We start from the raw sequence: 16184 nt of genomic DNA, 5'->3' as shown, positions 1-16184 counted from the left end.
TTCGAGAGACAGTTCGGGCGTTGTCGTGGATCGAGGATCTAGCCGACGCCGAGGAGGTCGGGCAGCCAGTTCGAAATCGCCGGGATGTAGGTGATGAGCAGCAGGGCGATGATCGCTGCGATGAGGAACGGCATGATGCCGCGCACCAATTCCTCGATCCTGATCTTGCCGATGCCGGCACCGACGTAGAGGTTGAGTCCCACGGGTGGTGTGAACAGGCCGATCGCGAGGTTGACGGTCATGAACACACCGATCGTCGTCATGTCCACACCGACCGCCAGCAGAATGGGCACGAGAATCGGGATGAACAGATAGAACGCGCTGATCGCATCGACGAAGGCACCGACGATGAGCAGGATGATCGTGATCACCGCGAGGATGAGGAACTTGTTATCAGTGACCCCCAACACGGCCGATGACACGGTCTCGGCGATGCCTTCGACCGTGATGACGTAGGAGAAGAGGCTGGCCACACCGACGATGAACATGATGACGGCTGTCGAGACTCCCGACTCCAGGAACACCTTCGGCAGGTCAGGCCACTTCAGCTCACGGTAGACGAAGACACCGACCAACAGTGCGAACACGGATGCCACGGCGCCCGCCTCGGTGGGGGTGAAGATGCCGCCGTAGATGCCGCCGAGGATGATGACGGGTATGAGCAGACCCGGAATGGCCTTGACGAGGGCTGAGAGGAACTCGCCGAAGCTGCCCTCGGCAGGCGCGGCTGCGCCGGTTCCATTCCCGGAGCCGGTCGTCACACCGGTGCCCGCCGAGGTGGCCGAGCCGCTCGTCGACACGGGCGTTCCAGCCTTGCCGGCTTTCAACAGACGAGTCTTCGTCGCGCCGGCGCCACCGGCTCCTGCTGCCGCGGACGACGCTGTCGCCGACGATGCGGTCGAGTCCGAGGACACGGCCGCCTCGGCGCCGGTGGTGGTTGCGGGCTCACTGCCTGCAGCCAGCAGCCCCTGACCCGACTTCACGGGCAGACCCGCGAGTTCACGGACACGGGGGACGAAGAGCGCGGCGATGAAGAACGCCACGGCCATGATCACGCCGGGCACGATGCCGGCGATGAACAGGCGGCTGATCGAGATCGACCCGAACTCGGAAGCGACGACGGCGAAGATGATGAACGCGATCGACGGTGGCACGACGATGCCCATCGAGCCCGAGGCCGCGACGAGGGAGACGGCGTGCTTCTTCTGATACCCGTTGCGAATCAGCGCCGGGATGAGGATCGCGCCGATCGCGGCGACCGTGGCCGGTCCGGATCCGGAGATCGCGGAGAAGAAGAACGCGGAGATGATCGTGACCGCGGCCAGACCGTGGCTGAAGCGGCCGAAGACCAGGAACGCGAGGTCGACGAGGCGCTGGGAGATGCCGGTGTACTGCATGACGATGCCGGCGAGGACGAAGAACGGGATTGCCAGCAGCGTACCCGAACTCATCGACGGGAACATGACCGAGGGCACCACGTCGAGGACCTGAAGCCCATCGGTGGTGATGAGGACGGTGACTGCGGAGAGACCGAGCGCGAACGCCACCGGGATGCCCAGGGCAAGGAACAGGAAGAAGCTTCCGAACAGCAGCAGCGTGATCATTTGCGGCCTCCCTGACGGTCGGTGGGGTGGGTCTTCAGCTCTGAATCGTCGATGATGGGTGCGGCTTCGTGCGCCATGCGCTCAGCGACCGCCTCGGCGGAGGTGTCCTCATGCAGCGACACCCGGGCTGCCTGCAGCGTGCGGACGATTCCCAGGAGGCCGGCCAGCGGGATGGACAGCGTGAACAGCCATTGCGGGATGCCCAGGGACGGGGTCGCACGACCGCGAACCATCTGGTGGATCATCATCTCGCTGCCCCAGAAGAGGAGGACGGCGAGGAAGACGATCATCAGAGCCGCGCCGATGATGATGAGAGTCCTGCGCGTCGTCGCCTTCGCATTCTCCACGAGGTAGGTGAATCCCAGGTGCGCGCCGAGGCGGATGCCGACGACCGCTCCCATCATCGTGAGCACGACGAGGAGGTTGATCGTGATCTCTTCGCTGAAGGCCAGCGAGGCTTGGAAGGTGTAGCGGGAGACGACGTTGACGAAGGTGACGAGGACGATCATCATGAACGAGGCGATCACGACCCAGTCTTCGAACCATTTGACGATTTTCATCTCAGAGTCCTTCCGGAATGAACGCTTCGGACATGTCCTGGCCCCAGATCTTGCGGTACTGGGCGTACAGCGGTTCCAGGGTGGTGCGGAACTCGTCCTTCTCGGACTCGGTGAGTTCGTTGACCTCCATGCCGCTGTCCTTGAGCTCCTTGATCAGCTTCTCCTCGCCATCGCGATTCTTCTTGATCTGGAACTCGTTGGTCTCCTTGGCCAGGCGGCTCACGAGCTCCTGATCCTCGGCATCAAGGGAATCGAAGAGGTCCTCGTTGACGCCGAAGACCAACGGGTCATAGGAGTAGTTCCACAGGGTCAGATAAGGCTGGACCTCCTGCAGATTCGAGGAGTAGATGACGTCGATCGGGTTCTCCTGTCCGTCGATCGCGCCCTGCTGCAGTGCGGTGAACACCTCGCCGAAGGGCATCGTCGTCGGGTTGGAGCCCAGTGACCGGTACAGGTCGGTGTAGAGGCCGAATCCGGGGATGCGGAACTTGAGTCCGTGCAGGTCCTCCGGGGTGTGGATCGGGCGGTGGGTGTTCGTGAGCTGACGCATCCCCGATTCGCCGAAGCCCAGGAGGTGGACGCCGTGCTCGGACAGGTAGTCGGCGTAGACCTCTCCGCCCTTGCCCGTCAGTGCTTTCTGGCCATCTTCGACGCTGTCGAAGATGAAGGGGGCGGTGACGGTGCCGAAGCGCGGGTCGACGGCCGAGTAGATGATCGGCGAGTTGTAGGAGAAGTCCTTCGCCCCGTCCATGAGCTGTTCGACGCCTGCGGTGGCCTCACCTGCCGAGAGCCGTTCGCTGCCGAAGACCTTGAGCGTGATGCGCCCATCGGTCTCCTCTTCGAGGTCCTTCGCGAACTTCTCAGCCGCGATGTACCAGGTGCTCGTCGAGCCGGTCGTGACCGTCATCTTCCACCGGTACTTCTGCTTCCCGTCGTCGGTCGTGCCGAAGTTCGTTCCGCATCCGCTGACGAGCAGGACGAGCGTGACCAGCACGGCGAACCACGTCAGCACGGTCCTCTTCGTCGGTGTTGTCGGCACCTTTGCCTCCATCATTGAGTTGTTCCTGTCTGTCTTCATCGCCGCGACTGCTTCGTCACGGCTGGTTCTGTCGGTCTGTTCAGGCCCGCAATCTGATCAGGTCTTCGGGGTCAGCTCTTCGGGGTTCCGGCGAAGTGGACGAGTCCGCCGTCGACCGGGATGAGTGTGGAGTTGATATAGCTCGAGTCGTCTGAGGCGAGGAACACAGCGAGCTTCGCAATGTCGCCTGGTTGGCCCATCTTCCCCGTCGGCGACAGAGCATGTCTGGCTGCGAGCATGTCCTCGACCGAGTCGTAGTGGCCGCTGATCGAGTTGTGGATGAGTGGTGTCTCGATGAGCCCCGGTGCGATGGAGTTCGCGCGTATTCCCTCGGATGCGTACTGGGCGCCGACGACCTTCGTGAGTTCGATGAGTCCCGCCTTCGATGCGGCATAGGCGGGGTAGTCGTAGCCCATGTAGCGCATTCCACCCACCGAGGAGACTGTGATGATCGATCCGCCTCCGGCCCTGCGCATGTACGGCAGCGCCTGCTTCATCGCCGCGAATGCTCCCGTGAGGTTGATGTCGAGGGCCTTCGCGAAGGTGGAGGTCTCCAGTGTGTCGAGTCCGCCGTTGACGACGATGCCGACGTTGAAATGCAGCACCGTGGGCTCACCAAGCGTGGACGCGCAGTGGTCGAAGGCCGCCGACAGGGAGTCCTCGTCCCCGACGTCGGCGACGACTGTGGTCACAAGGGAGTCCAGGTCGCCACCCTCGCCGAGGCGATCCAGGGAACTGGCCTCGTCACCTGGGGCGCAGGCCTCGTCACCTGGGGCGCGGGCCTCCCCGAGGGTCGCCCGTGCGTGGTCGAGTGCCGCCCGGTCGCGGTCGACGATGCATACTTTCGCGCCTGCTGCGAGGAATGCCTTCGCTGCCGCGAACCCATTGTTGACCTGCCCATCCGGGGTGCCGCAGCCGATGGCCATGACGATTTTTCCGTTGAGATCGCTCATCGTGCGCTTCCCCGCCCTGCCGAGTATTCGGCCTTGAGCTCCTTGCGTGCCAGCTTCCCATACGCCGTGACAGGCATCGCCTCGACGAAGTGGATCTCCTTGGGCACCTTGTACGGCGCGAGCGCTGACTTGCACAGGGCGCGCAGCCGTTCGCTCGGGTCAGTTCCCGCGTTCGGGTCAGTTCCCGCGCTCGCGTCGGCACCTGCCTCAGCGTCGGCACCTGCCTCAGCGCTCGAGCCGGCGCTGGCATTCGCCGCGCGACTCGACGCCGGTTCGATGATCGCGATGCCGATCTCTCCCCACTGCGCATCGGGCACTCCCACGACAACGGCCTGGGCCACCTCGGCGTCGGTGAGGAGGAGTTCCTCGATTTCTCGCGGGTAGACGTTCGACCCGCCGGAGATGTACATATCGGATTTGCGGCCGGTGAGGAACAGGAAGCCCGATTCGTCGAGGTAACCGACGTCGCCGGTATGGAAGACGCCGTGGGCGAAGGACTCGGCGTTGGCATCGGCGCGTCCGAGGTAACCTGCGCAGACGGTGGGTCCGGCCACGCAGACCTCACCCTGATCACCGGCGGCCAACTCCCGGCCCGACTCGTCGAGGATGACGATGTCGACTCCGGTGCGGGCTCTGCCACAGGTGCCGATGCCGGCGGAGTCGACGGGGATCGTTCCGTGCTCTTCGGGGCGGAGAACAGTGATCGCACCGGTCACCTCGGCGAGGCCGAAGTACTGCACCAAGCAGGGACCGAGTCGTTGAAGGGCACGTGACTGGTCGGCTGCGAGCATCGGGGCACCCGCGTAGACGACACGTTTGAGGCTGTGATCGGCGGGCCCGCGATCCGCCGGGTAGCCTGCGACGATGCGGTTGAGAATGGTCGGGACCGTGAAGGCGTTGGTGATCTGGTACCCGTCGATCGAGTCCCACAGAGTGCCCGGATCGGCCTTCCCCCCAGGATGGATGACCGAAGGAGTCCCGCCGAAGACCTGCGCGAGCATATGGATGCCTGCCCCGTGCGAGAGCGGCGCGAGTACGAGTGAGGCCCCGTTCTCGTCCTCGACGGGGAAGAGATCGCAGCGATGGTTCGCCAGCACCGCGCCGAGGTGGCGGTGCGTGAATGTGGCTGCCTTGGGCTTGCCCGTGGATCCGGAGGTGAAGAAGTACCAACAGGGGTCATCCTCCTCGACCGCGAAGTCGCCGACTTCTGCGACACTCTCCGCAGCCGTGTTCGAGGGCGATCCATCTGGCAGCTCGCCGATCCACAGAACGGCGCCGGTGAAGCCTGTCTGTTTCAGTGCCTCGACGAAGTCGACATGGGCGCGGTCGACGATGATCGCGGCCGGGATGACATCGGAGCTGATGCTCAGCAGCTCTTCGGTCGACAGTGCGGCATTGGGTGGGGCGATGACGGCTCCGGCGCGGATGATGCCCCAGAAGGATTGGATCACCTCGGCGTGGTTGGCCGAGACGAGGAGGACGCTGTCGCGCCTGCCCACTCCCCCGGCTTGGAGGGCCAGTGCAAGTGCCTCGGCGCGAGCGTCGAGTTCGCTCCACGTCCATCGCACTGAGTGGTCGTCGTCGATGACCGCGGTGTGGTCGGGGATCCGCCGAGCAGTCTGAGTGAGGAAGCGGGAGACGTTGACCCCTCGCCGAGGTGTGGGTGTGAAGTCCTTGGCCGGCGAGGTCTGGGAGATGGCGCGCATCAGCGTGCGCGCTCGAGGATCGAGGCGAAGTTGGATACGGCGGCTCCGCCCATGTTGAAGACTCCGGCCAGTTCTGGATCCTGAATCTGGATACCTGGCGAGCGGCCCGTGAGCTGGGCGGCGGCGAGCGCGTGCATGGAGACGCCGGTGGCGCCGATCGGGTGGCCCTTGGCCTTGAGCCCGCCGGAGGGGTTGACCGGCAGGCGTCCGCCGACGGCTGTTGTGCCCTCGGCGAGGAGACGATGACCCTGGCCGGGTTCGGCGAGTCCGAAGGCCTCGTATTCGAGGAGCTCGGCGATGGTGAAGCAGTCGTGGGTCTCGAGCAGGTCGAGGTCGAAGATGCCGATTCCAGCGGCGTCGAGCGCCTGGGCCATGGCGCGGCGGGCTCCGGCCATCTCCAAGGGGTCGCGCTGGGACAGGGGAAGGACATCATTGGCATTGCCCATGCCGCGCCAAGTCACCGCTTGTGGGGCCGAGGCGGCGACATCCTCGGCGGCCATGACCAGTGCAACAGCCCCATCGGAGACCATCGAGCAGTCGGTGCGGCGCAGCGGTTCCGCGACGTAGGGGTTCTTCTCCGAGACCGTGTTGCAGAACTCGAAGCCGAGGTCCTTCTGCATGTGGGCAAGCGGATTGTGGGCACCGTTGGCGTGGTTCTTCGCGGCGATCGTCGCCAGGGCCTGTGAGTGATCGCCGTAGCGTTCGAAGTACTGGCGGGCGATCTCTCCGAAGACACCGGCGAAGGACTTGAAGTGCTCCTCTTCTTCCCGGTAGCTGGCACTGAGCAGGACCTCGTTGACGTCATGACCAGATGCCTGGGTCATTCGTTCTGCCCCGATGACCAGGGCAGTCCTATGCCGGCCGGCGGCAATGGAATCATGGGCGGCGAAGACCGCAGTCGAGCCCGTGGCACAGGCATTCTCATGCCGGTGCGCTGGTGTGAGGGCCAGTTCGGGGAAGACGACCCCGGGAAGCGCTGCCTCGAATCCCTGCTTGGACAGACCGTTGTTGTAGACGCCGACATGGATGACGTCGATGTCGGCCGGTTCGAGGCCTGCATCGGCAATGGCCCCTCTGGCGACCTCGGCCATCATCTCGGGAAGAGGCGATTCGGAGCGGCCGAACTTTCCGTGGGACCAACCGATGATCGCAGGCTTGGGCATGGACACTCCTTTGGGTCCGCCACCGAGGTGGGGCAGTCGACAGTAACTCTTGCTGTCATACTTTCGTCAGTCCCAGTTATCGGTCAATACGAATCCACCATATGGAACAAGGAGTGCCTCGGCCGCAGTCGGCGGCACTACGTTGCTGGAGTTGCCCGGTCGCCGGAGCGGCTGCGTGGCTGCCGGAATCGCAAGTTCGCCGGACCTACGCGGATCCGCCGCGCATCACCCGCGCGGTCTCTGCCGGGTCATAGTCCACGGGCACACCGTCGACGAGGATGATGTCACTGGCGATGTGCCGTGACCGCAGCGAAGAGATCTCCTGATAGGCCGGAGAGTCCCACCATGCGCGGGCTTGGTCGAGGCTCGGAAATCCGATAATGACGACGTGCCCGGGCCATGTGCCTTCCCTGACCTCGTGCGGAGTGCCATGCACGAGGAAGCGGCCGCCGAAGGGCTGAAAGGTTCCGCCGATCCTCTCGATGTATTCGAGGACATCGGGATGAGGTTCGGCCTCTTGCAGATGGGCGATCGCGTAGGCGGTCATCAGTGGTGTCCTCCAGTCATCAGGCAGGCGGTCGAAAGCATCGTGCGGGTCCTCGGGAGCGTCGGGCAGGTGACCGGTCCACAGCCCAATTCGGCCTGAATCGCGTGTTGCGACGTCTCGTTTCGTTCTCGCATGTCGTTCCTCTCCTCATTTCTCGTTCCTCATCTGTGTGGACTGCGACCGAGGTGGGTCCGCGCAGCGAGAATTCGACTGGCGGGAGACCAAGAACAGCAGGAATGATCCGAGGACGAAGACAGCCGACGCCAACGGCAAGGCCCCCGGACCGACTACGGACAGCGCGACTCCGCCGATCGCCGCACCGCCGGAGACTCCCAGGTAGGTGCTGGAAGTGTTGAGTGCCAGCGCCTGCCCAGCCAGCGGGCCAGCCATCGAGGCCAGACGCGACTGGACGGCAGGCGAATTCCCCATCGCCATCCCTCCCCAGAAGGTCGATGTGATGAGGATAAGCCACAGAGGCACGGGTCTGCTCATCCATATCACCGAGAATCCGAGCATCGAGGCGACGATGGCACCGACGCCGATGGCTAGGGTGCGGTCTGCTCCCCATCGGTCGACGGCCTCCCCTGCCAACCAGATACCGAGGATCCCCGCCACTCCAGCGAGGCCGAAGGCGAGCGCACGATCATCGACGTCTGCGCCGGCGACTGCGCTCAGATAGGGAGCAAGATAGGTGAGCATCATCATCGATCCGGTCATCAGCGAACAATTCGCGATCAGACTCAGGGAGATCCGTCCCTGCAGGAGGACGCGCAGCTGGTCCCGCACCCCGGTGAGCGTGTCTTCCGCGCGGGCCTGCGGCAACGTGATGAGGACGGCGAGCAGCACCACGATTCCGCAGACTCCCATGGTCAGGAATGTCGCGCGCCACCCGAAGACTCCACCGATCCACGTGCCCAGCGGCACTCCGACGGCGATCGATCCTGTCACTCCAAGCGAGATGACCGCGATGAAGCGCCCTGCCTTGTCAATCGGTGCCTGCCGCGCGGCGAAGGCAAAGATCGCCGGGGTCGCAATTGCGGTGGCCAAGGCGGCGACGATGCGCAGCAGCAATAGCGCACCAAATGAGCCCACAACCGCGGCGAGAAGATTCGCGGCGGTGAAGATCAGCAGCGCGATCGCGAACAGGAGGCGACGCGGAAGGCGTGACGTGACGACGGCCGCGAGAGGCGCGCCCACCGCGACCGTCACGGAGAACGCCGTGACGAGCTGACCCGCCTGCCCCTCGGTGACGTCGAGGTCACGGGCGATTTCGGGGAGTATGCCGGCGATGACGTAGTCGTCGGTGTAGAGGACGAAGGCGGCGGCCAGCAGTACGAACAGCCATCTGGGCATCAGACCGGACTCACTTGATCTGGCGGAGATGGATTCTGCCCGCGCCGGGCAAGGACAGCAGAACCTGGGCTCGGACGCGACTGCAGATACCTGCGCATCACAGCCAGACCGTAGATGCTGCCTCCGGGGACAGCTGCAAGGGCGAGCACGACCACCAGCGGCTGAACGACTGCGTCTTGAGCGAGAACGATCTGAGTCGGGCCCTGGAGGACGACGACACAGCATCCTGTCCACGTCACCAGCCAGGCCGTCCGCGGCCAGAGCGCCAGATGGCGGGAGATCAGTGGGATGGCGAACGCGGACACGCCGAGCAGGGCTGTCACCACCAGCACGGTCCGCTGCGCCGGCAGGTCCATGCCCTGCGGTCCGAGAGTTCCTGGGCCCATCACACCCCAGTAGGCCATGGCACCGGAGACGGGAAGCATCCCGACTGCGCCACAGGCCACCGCGAAAGCAGAAGGTGCGGACGGTGGAGCAGTCAGCAGGTGTCCCCAGCGATCGACCACATGCGCACCCACGGAGATGGCCATCGCCACGGCCAGGACGCAGAATCCGGCGTAGACAAATCCGAACACCCAGGGGGTCAATCCTTGATCGGCTGGCTGCGTATCCGCGCCGGTGAGTGACTGAATAACGACGCCGAGCGGTAGCCCCAGCAGAATCGGAGCCAGGAGCCCGGCAGCCCCGGCACCGAGGATGAAGATCACCGCCCCGGGAACTCGCCGAGCCCACCTGCAGGTCAGAGCCATGACAAGACCGACAGCGACGAGCACCATTGCGACGGTGACGGTGTTGCCGATGAGGTAGCGGGTCCCATGCATCTCTCCGGCGTCAGCCGCCGATGTCATGCCAACGGTCGAGCCTGATAACCACAGGACCTTAAAGAATAGGTACGGTACCGCAGCCGCGACTGCGGCCGACACCGCGAGTTGCTGCACGAGGCGGGGCAGTCGGGACAACTGTGTCGCCGGCATGAGGACTCCTATAGATATGCGTCTCTAGATGATGTCCTCCAGTCTGTGGCTCTGCTGCAGCCCGAACAATCCCCCAAAGGAGGGAATATGAATGCGTCCGGGCCACCTCGGCGAGGGTCACGGTATACACGTCTCTCGGCCGCGGTCGCAGAGGTCCCCATTCTGCTCCCGCCTGCAAACGGGTGACCAGCACTCATTCTCATCGAAACAACGGCGCCCTGCCGAGACACACATGTCTGCACAGGTGTCTCGACAGGGCGCCGTTGGTTCGATGATGTCGGTGCGGGTTTGCTCAACCCTTCAGCCGGGTCATCTCCGGGTCGAAGATCGGCTCAGCGGTGACAGTCGCAGGCAGCCTGCGTCCCAAGTACTCAATCTCGACACCGTCTCCGACACCCAGCGTGTTCGGCAGCCAGGCGTAGGCGATGGTCGCTCCGATCGAGTATCCATAGGCCGCCGAGGTGACGTAGCCGTCGGCCTTGTCCGCACCGTTGCCGGCACCGTCGGCACTTGTCCCGGATCCAGCGCCCCCAGTCACATACACGGGTTCGCTGCCGAGCACGACGTCTTCTCGCCGGTCCAGAGTCAGGCACGTCAGCTTCTGAGTCGCAGCTGCGGCTCGGTCCGCCAACGCAGCTTTGCCGCGGAAGTCATCGGTCTTCGAAGCCTTGACCGCGAAGCCGAGTCCGGCCTGGACGGGCTCGTGCTCGCTGGTCATATCGGAGCCGAAGGAGCGGAACCCCTTCTCCAGGCGCATCGAATTGAAGGCTTCACGACCTCCGGCGATGAGCCCGAACTCCCGACCGGCCTCCCACAGCACGTCCCAGAGCCGGTGCCCCAGATCCATCGAGGTGTAGAGTTCCCAGCCGAGCTCACCGACATAGGACAGGCGCATCGCCGTGACGGGAATGCCGCCGATGGTGATCTGCTTGGTACGGAAGTATTTGAGCCCGTCGTTGCTGAGATCGTCGGTGCTGACCTGGCCGATGACCTCCCGGGCGAGCGGACCCCAGAGACCGATGCAGCAGGTTCCCTGAGTCGTCTCACGAACGGTAGCCCACTTGCTCGGATCTGCCGCCGACTGTTCCCGTGCCGCGCGGGTGATGGTGGCGAAATCGATATTCGAGTTCGCGCCCACCTGGTAGGTCTGCTCATCGAGGATCGCGACGGTGATGTCGCTGGTGATGCCGCCCTCGTCATCAAGCAGAAGGGTGTAGCTGACAGCTCCCGGCTTGCGCAGCATCGACGAGGTGGTCAGCCCATGCAGCAGCTCGCCAGCTCCTGGCCCCTTGACTTCGAAGCGCTTGAGAGCGGTCATGTCATACATGGCCACATTCGTCCGCGTCTTCCACGCTTCGACCGCCGCGATCGGCGAGTGGAACATGTCCGCCCACCCCTCACGCTCAGGAGCCTTCCATTCCTCAGGCAGTTCATTGAGCAACGCAGCGTTGGCTTCGTACCAGTGCGGGCGCTCCCACCCGTTCGTCTCGAGGAAGAATGCCCCGAGCTCCTTCTGCCGGTCATTGAAGGGACTGAGCCGCACGTCCCGAGGCGAGACCCGTGGCTGCAGCGGGTGGATGACGTCGTAGATCTCGACGAAATTCTGCTGGGAGGTCTCGCTGACGTATTCGGGTGTCGTCAGTGCGTCCTCGAAGCGGTTGAGGTCAATGCCGGACAAGTCCGTGTTCGAACGCCCAAGTGAGATGAGTTCGGCAACGGCCTTCGCGATGCCGGCACCGTGGGTGACCCAGACCGCCTCAGCGACGAAGAATCCGTCGACTTCTCGGGACTGCCCCACGAGCGATCCGCCGTCGGGAGTGAAGGAGAAGATGCCGTTGAAACCGCGCTGGACCTGGGTCTGGCGCAGTTCGGGGAGCAGTTCCTTGGTAGCCTCCCACTCTCGGGCGAAGTCCTCGGGCGTGAACTCGAGGCTCGATGGCATGACCTCGTCGGTGATCTCATCGGGCGAATAGGTGCGCAGCGTATCGAGGTCGACTGGCATCGGCCGGTGAGCATAGGAGCCGATCCCGATCCGCTCACCCCATTCGCGGTAGTAGAGGTCCTTGTCCTGGTAGCGAAGAATGGGCGCCGAGGCTCCTGCCGGCTGCTCGTTCTTGCCGACGAGGCTGGGCACCTCGGTCGTCCAGGCGAACTGGTGCCCCAGAGGCAGCAGCGGGATCGTCGTGCCGACCATCTCACCGATCTTCGGCCCCCAGAATCCGGCGCAGGAGACGACGATGTCCGCCGGGAACCTGTCGTCGCCGGCCAGCACTGCGGTGACCTTGCCACCGGACTGTTCGATACCGGTGACGGTGGTGCGGTCGCGGAACTCGACACCAGCGGCCCGAGCGCGGTCCATGACCAACTGGGTGCCACGGGCGGCGAGCGCCAGCCCATCACCCGGAGTCAGAAGCCCGCCAAGGACCTTGTCCGGATTGAGCATAGGGAACAACCGCAGGCATTCCTGCGCATCGACCACCTCGGCGTCGACACCCCAGGACCGATTCCAACCGGCACGACGGTGCAGGTCCTGGAGTCGGTCTTCCTGGGTGGCGATCTCAAGTCCGCCGACGGGCAGGAACGAACCGCGACCATCGGGGCCAGTCAGCGAGGTGAGCTTCTCAATCGTGTACTGCGCGAACTCGGTCATCGACTTCGACCCGTTCGAGGAGAACACCAGGCCGGGGGCATGCGAGGTCGAACCACCAGGGATATTCAAGGGCCCCTGTTCGAGCACGAGGGTGTTGGTCCAGCCGAGCTGGGCGAGTTCGTCCGCGAGGTTGGCTCCGACGATGCCGGCTCCGATGATGACCACGCGAGGTGAAGATGGTGAGGAAATCGGCACTGTGTACTCCTTAGTTGGTGCGGTGGTGAAAGTTGATGGGGCAGCGGATGTCGTCGTTGTGCTCAGACATCCAAGGATTGGTATTTCGTCTCCGGCGCCCAGAACACCGAAGCGACGAATCCGACGGCCGGAAAGATCGCGGCTATGAGCAGAGTGCTCGCGACACCGAGATGCTCAAGCGTGAGCGGAAACAGGTAGGTGGCTCCGGCGGCTCCGATGCGGCTGAATGCGGCGGCGTAGCCGACTCCGGTGCTGCGGAACCTGGTCTCGAACATCTCCGGTGGATAGACGTACTGGACGCTGTTAGATGCCGTGATGATGAGAACGAATGCCCCGAAGACGATGAACGTCAGCATCGCGGGCTGGCCGGACCATCCGCCCAGGAAGACGAGCAGGATCACCATGATCGCGAAAGTCCAGATGACGAATGTCCGACGCGGCAGCCGCCAGAGCAGCCACAGCCCGAGACCGGCGCCGAGAAGCTGGAGCCCATTCATGAACAGATCGGTGGAGAATCCGTTGTTGAGGCCGAGCTCGTCGAGCACAGGCACGATGAACGTGAAGATGGCGAAGAGTGGCCCGACCTGGCAGAACCAGAACAGTCCCGCGTAGGTGACCGTGCGCCAATCGTTCTCACGGAAGAAGTCGCGCAGTCGCGTCCTGACAACCTCGGTCGGAGCCGAAGGCAGCACGTACTGTGGGCCGTAGTTCTCCGACACGATCTTCTGTGCCTCTGCCGTGCGACCTTGCGACTGCAGCCAGCGGGGAGACTCGGGAAGAGCCATCCGCAGGAGAAGCACGATGAGTGCCGGAATCGCACTGCTGGCCAGGAGCAGGCGCCAGGAATCCGGACTCCAGAGGTGCGCGACGACGAATGCGGCGATGAACCCGATGAACCAGAACGCAGCGATCGATCCCAGCAGCACGCTCCTGTGTCGGCGGGGAGTGAATTCTGCCAGCAATGACGTACCCACGGCGTACTCGACTCCGATGAGCAGGCCCAGCAGAAGACGCATGGCCACGAGATCCCAGGTGCCCACAACGAAGAGCTGGGCCAGGGAGACCACGAAGAAGCCGACCAGGTTCCAGAAGAAGACCCTCTTGCGGCCGTACCTGTCAGCGATGCGCCCGAAGAAGAGCCCGCTGATGAAGATGCCGATGAGAGCGCTGGCGGCGATGAGTCCCTGGCCGACTGTCGTCAGCCCCAGTTCGGCTGCCGCCGGTTCGACCGCACCCCCGATGACGCCGAGAATATACCCGTCGATGAAGATGCCGCCGAACGCCGCGATTGCGACGAGGATGACGAGTTTGTTCAGCGGCGCCTCGTCGACCGAGGTCCGTCCGACAACGACGGAACTTGATGTGGAATCGGCTGCGCCCGGAGCGACTGGCCCGATGCCCTTCTGCTGTGTCATGTGGTCTCCTTTGATCCACAGCCTGGCGAATGTACTCGACTTGTCGCTCAGGCGTCGATGACCAGGTCGCTCGTCGCCGTCGAGCAGCAGGGAAGGAACTTCCCGGCATCGATCTCTCTGGCGCGGATGCCGCCCTGGTGATTCATGTCGACCTCCCCGTCGAGTTTGACGACCTTGCACGAACCGCACATGCCTTCTTGGCAGTTCGCACCGATCTTCACACCGGCACGACGAGCTGCGTCGAGGACGAATTCCTTCGAATCCACGCGAACGTTGAGTCCGGTGCGCACAAAGGACATCAGGTGCTCGCCTTCGCCCACGGTAGCGAAGGTCGTCGGATCGACAACCGTGACTTCGTCACCTGCTGCGTCATCGTCCGTCGCCGAGGCGGTCGCCGGGGAGTTTCCGACTGCGGAGTCTGATCTGGTGTCCAGCACCGGCTCATCCCCCGCCTCGGCAGCCGTCCCAGGCTCGATCCCCGCCACGACTACTTCGGCCTCCGGCTCGACCGGAACTTCGGCCAAGGCGTCGACGGCCTCGAGCGTCGAACCTGTGGCCTCGACGGGCCCGTCGGCCGTATATTCGGGTTCGTACATCTCCAAGGCGGCGGGCTGCGCTTCGTAGTATTCCTCGGTGGCCGATGCGATCTCTTCGGCGATCTCGCCTGCGATCGCCACTTCCTCGGCGTATTCGGCACGGGTCTCCCGATCGCCCGAGAAGAACTCCATGAACACCGAGGTGTCGTCCACTCCGACCTCGCGCAAGCAGTCCGTCGCCGTGTTGAGATATCCCTCGGGACCACATGCGAACACCTGCCGCCCGTTGGCATCGGGGACTACCTCTTCGAGGAGCGCGGTTGAGAGACGGCCGGTCTTTCCGACCCAGACGCTTGCAGCGCCGGCCGAATCCTCGGCCTGCTCCCGATCGCCGAGGGTATATATGACCTCAATGCGAAAGTCGGCCTTCTGCAGGAAGTTGAGCTCCTCGGCGAAAGCGAAGCGATCTGGGGCAGAACCGTGATAGAGAAGGACGACATCGGCCTGACCCGGCAGCGAATGGATCGTACGCACCATCGACATCAGCGGAGTGATCCCCGCACCGGCTGCAAGCAGGAGGTAACGGGCTCGCCGATCGTAGTCAGCGAGGTGGAACGCTCCCACCGGGCCCAGCATCTCAAGCGTGGTGCCGACCCGAAGGGACTCGTGCGCCCACGTGGAGACGAGCCCCTTCGGGTCACGTTTGATCGTGATGGAGAACGTCCACGGTTCCGTCGGGGCACTCGAGATCGAGTAGCTCCTCGACACCGGCTCGGCATCCGGGCCATACACGGGAAAGTCGATGTTGATGTACTGACCGGACCGGAATGCCAGTGGAGCACCGTCCATGCGCCGGAAGACGAAGACCATCATGTCGCCCGCCTCGGGGATGGTCTCCACGCACTCGGCGGAGAACTCCTGCGGATGCCAAGGTCCCAGAGCCGTGGCGGCACCGGCAGGCCCCGCCGTGCTGGAGAGGACCCGGTTCCATGGCATCTCGAGGCCCCGGGTCCGCTGCGCCAGCGGAGTCATGGGGTCGGCGACGCGCTTCATCCCACGTGCTCCCGCATCCGCTGGGTGTACCAGTTGATGAAGGCCTCGACCTGATATTCGCTCTTCATATACGGGCCCTGCTCGTAGAACGGACTCGTCGCTCCCTGCTGGCAGAGCTCGACGAAGTTCTTGTCCTGCAGGTTCGTCTGCTTCCACGTATGCGTCAATGTTTCGAGGTCGTAGTCGACGCCTTCTACCGCGTCGTCGGCGACGAGCCAGGTGGTGCGCACGAGTGTCTGATGCGCGTTGATCGGGAGCACGGTGAAGGTCACCACATGATCCCCGAGGAGGTGGAACCAGCTGTTGGGCTGCAGGTGCATCGAGCAGCGACCCAATCGAAAATCGGGAAGATCCCCGAGGAGCTTCTTCACCAGACGTCGGCCGTCGGCCGAGAACG

General features: G+C 64.0%; 13 protein-coding genes. All 13 read right to left on the bottom strand.

Translation table 11 applies throughout. The annotated features are described in order from the left end of the window. Positions 1-38 precede the first annotated feature (38 nt). Positions 39-1604, bottom strand: coding sequence for a TRAP transporter large permease (locus tag ACE03M_RS16800; protein ID WP_485935175.1), 1566 nt, complete (start codon positions 1602-1604; stop codon positions 39-41). Beyond that, positions 1601-2164 carry a TRAP transporter small permease gene (locus ACE03M_RS16795; RefSeq protein ID WP_485935173.1) on the bottom strand — a complete coding sequence of 188 codons (564 nt, stop codon included), beginning with the start codon at positions 2162-2164 and terminating at the stop codon, positions 1601-1603. The genes ACE03M_RS16800 and ACE03M_RS16795 overlap by 4 nt, the downstream gene beginning before the upstream one ends. A 1-nt stretch (position 2165) precedes the next feature. Next, positions 2166-3218, bottom strand: a complete 1053-nt coding sequence (locus ACE03M_RS16790; RefSeq protein ID WP_260848300.1) for a DctP family TRAP transporter solute-binding subunit — start codon at positions 3216-3218, stop codon at positions 2166-2168. A 95-nt stretch (positions 3219-3313) separates the two neighbouring features. Continuing rightward, the gene (locus tag ACE03M_RS16785) at positions 3314-4195 is read right to left on the bottom strand and encodes an SDR family NAD(P)-dependent oxidoreductase (protein WP_485935171.1); all 882 of its coding nucleotides are present in this window, start codon (positions 4193-4195) and stop codon (positions 3314-3316) included. Beyond that, the gene (locus ACE03M_RS16780) at positions 4192-5901 is read right to left on the bottom strand and encodes an AMP-binding protein (protein WP_485935169.1); all 1710 of its coding nucleotides are present in this window, start codon (positions 5899-5901) and stop codon (positions 4192-4194) included. Before ACE03M_RS16780 ends, ACE03M_RS16785 begins: the two co-directional genes overlap by 4 nt. Beyond that, positions 5901-7064 (bottom strand): thiolase domain-containing protein, encoded by a 1164-nt coding sequence (locus ACE03M_RS16775; protein ID WP_485935168.1) that lies wholly within the window; start codon positions 7062-7064, stop codon positions 5901-5903. The genes ACE03M_RS16780 and ACE03M_RS16775 overlap by 1 nt, the downstream gene beginning before the upstream one ends. 205 nt (positions 7065-7269) lie before the next feature. After that, positions 7270-7611 carry a DUF1330 domain-containing protein gene (locus ACE03M_RS16770; RefSeq protein ID WP_485935167.1) on the bottom strand — a complete coding sequence of 114 codons (342 nt, stop codon included), beginning with the start codon at positions 7609-7611 and terminating at the stop codon, positions 7270-7272. A gap of 147 nt (positions 7612-7758) precedes the next feature. Then, complete coding sequence (locus tag ACE03M_RS16765) at positions 7759-8964, bottom strand: MFS transporter (protein WP_485935166.1); 1206 nt, start codon at positions 8962-8964, stop codon at positions 7759-7761. Next, positions 8964-9812: a hypothetical protein gene (locus tag ACE03M_RS16760; RefSeq protein ID WP_485935165.1), complete on the bottom strand. Its 849-nt coding sequence runs from the start codon at positions 9810-9812 to the stop codon at positions 8964-8966. Before ACE03M_RS16760 ends, ACE03M_RS16765 begins: the two co-directional genes overlap by 1 nt. A 418-nt stretch (positions 9813-10230) precedes the next feature. Continuing rightward, positions 10231-12783, bottom strand: coding sequence for a GcvT family protein (locus ACE03M_RS16755; RefSeq protein WP_143924380.1), 2553 nt, complete (start codon positions 12781-12783; stop codon positions 10231-10233). 62 nt (positions 12784-12845) lie between these two features. Next, positions 12846-14198 carry an MFS transporter gene (locus ACE03M_RS16750; RefSeq protein ID WP_485935164.1) on the bottom strand — a complete coding sequence of 451 codons (1353 nt, stop codon included), beginning with the start codon at positions 14196-14198 and terminating at the stop codon, positions 12846-12848. A 47-nt stretch (positions 14199-14245) separates the two neighbouring features. Next, complete coding sequence (locus tag ACE03M_RS16745) at positions 14246-15787, bottom strand: flavin reductase family protein (RefSeq protein WP_485935163.1); 1542 nt, start codon at positions 15785-15787, stop codon at positions 14246-14248. Further along, positions 15784-16184 (bottom strand): SRPBCC family protein (locus ACE03M_RS16740; protein WP_485935162.1); only part of this gene is annotated, 401 nt, incomplete at its 5' end. The genes ACE03M_RS16740 and ACE03M_RS16745, both read right to left, overlap by 4 nt.

The sequence above is a fragment of the Brevibacterium sp. AGC70 genome (assembly GCF_057334195.1).
The sequence above is the reverse complement of the archived record's forward strand: the minus strand, read 5'-3'. Positions and strand labels throughout refer to the sequence as shown.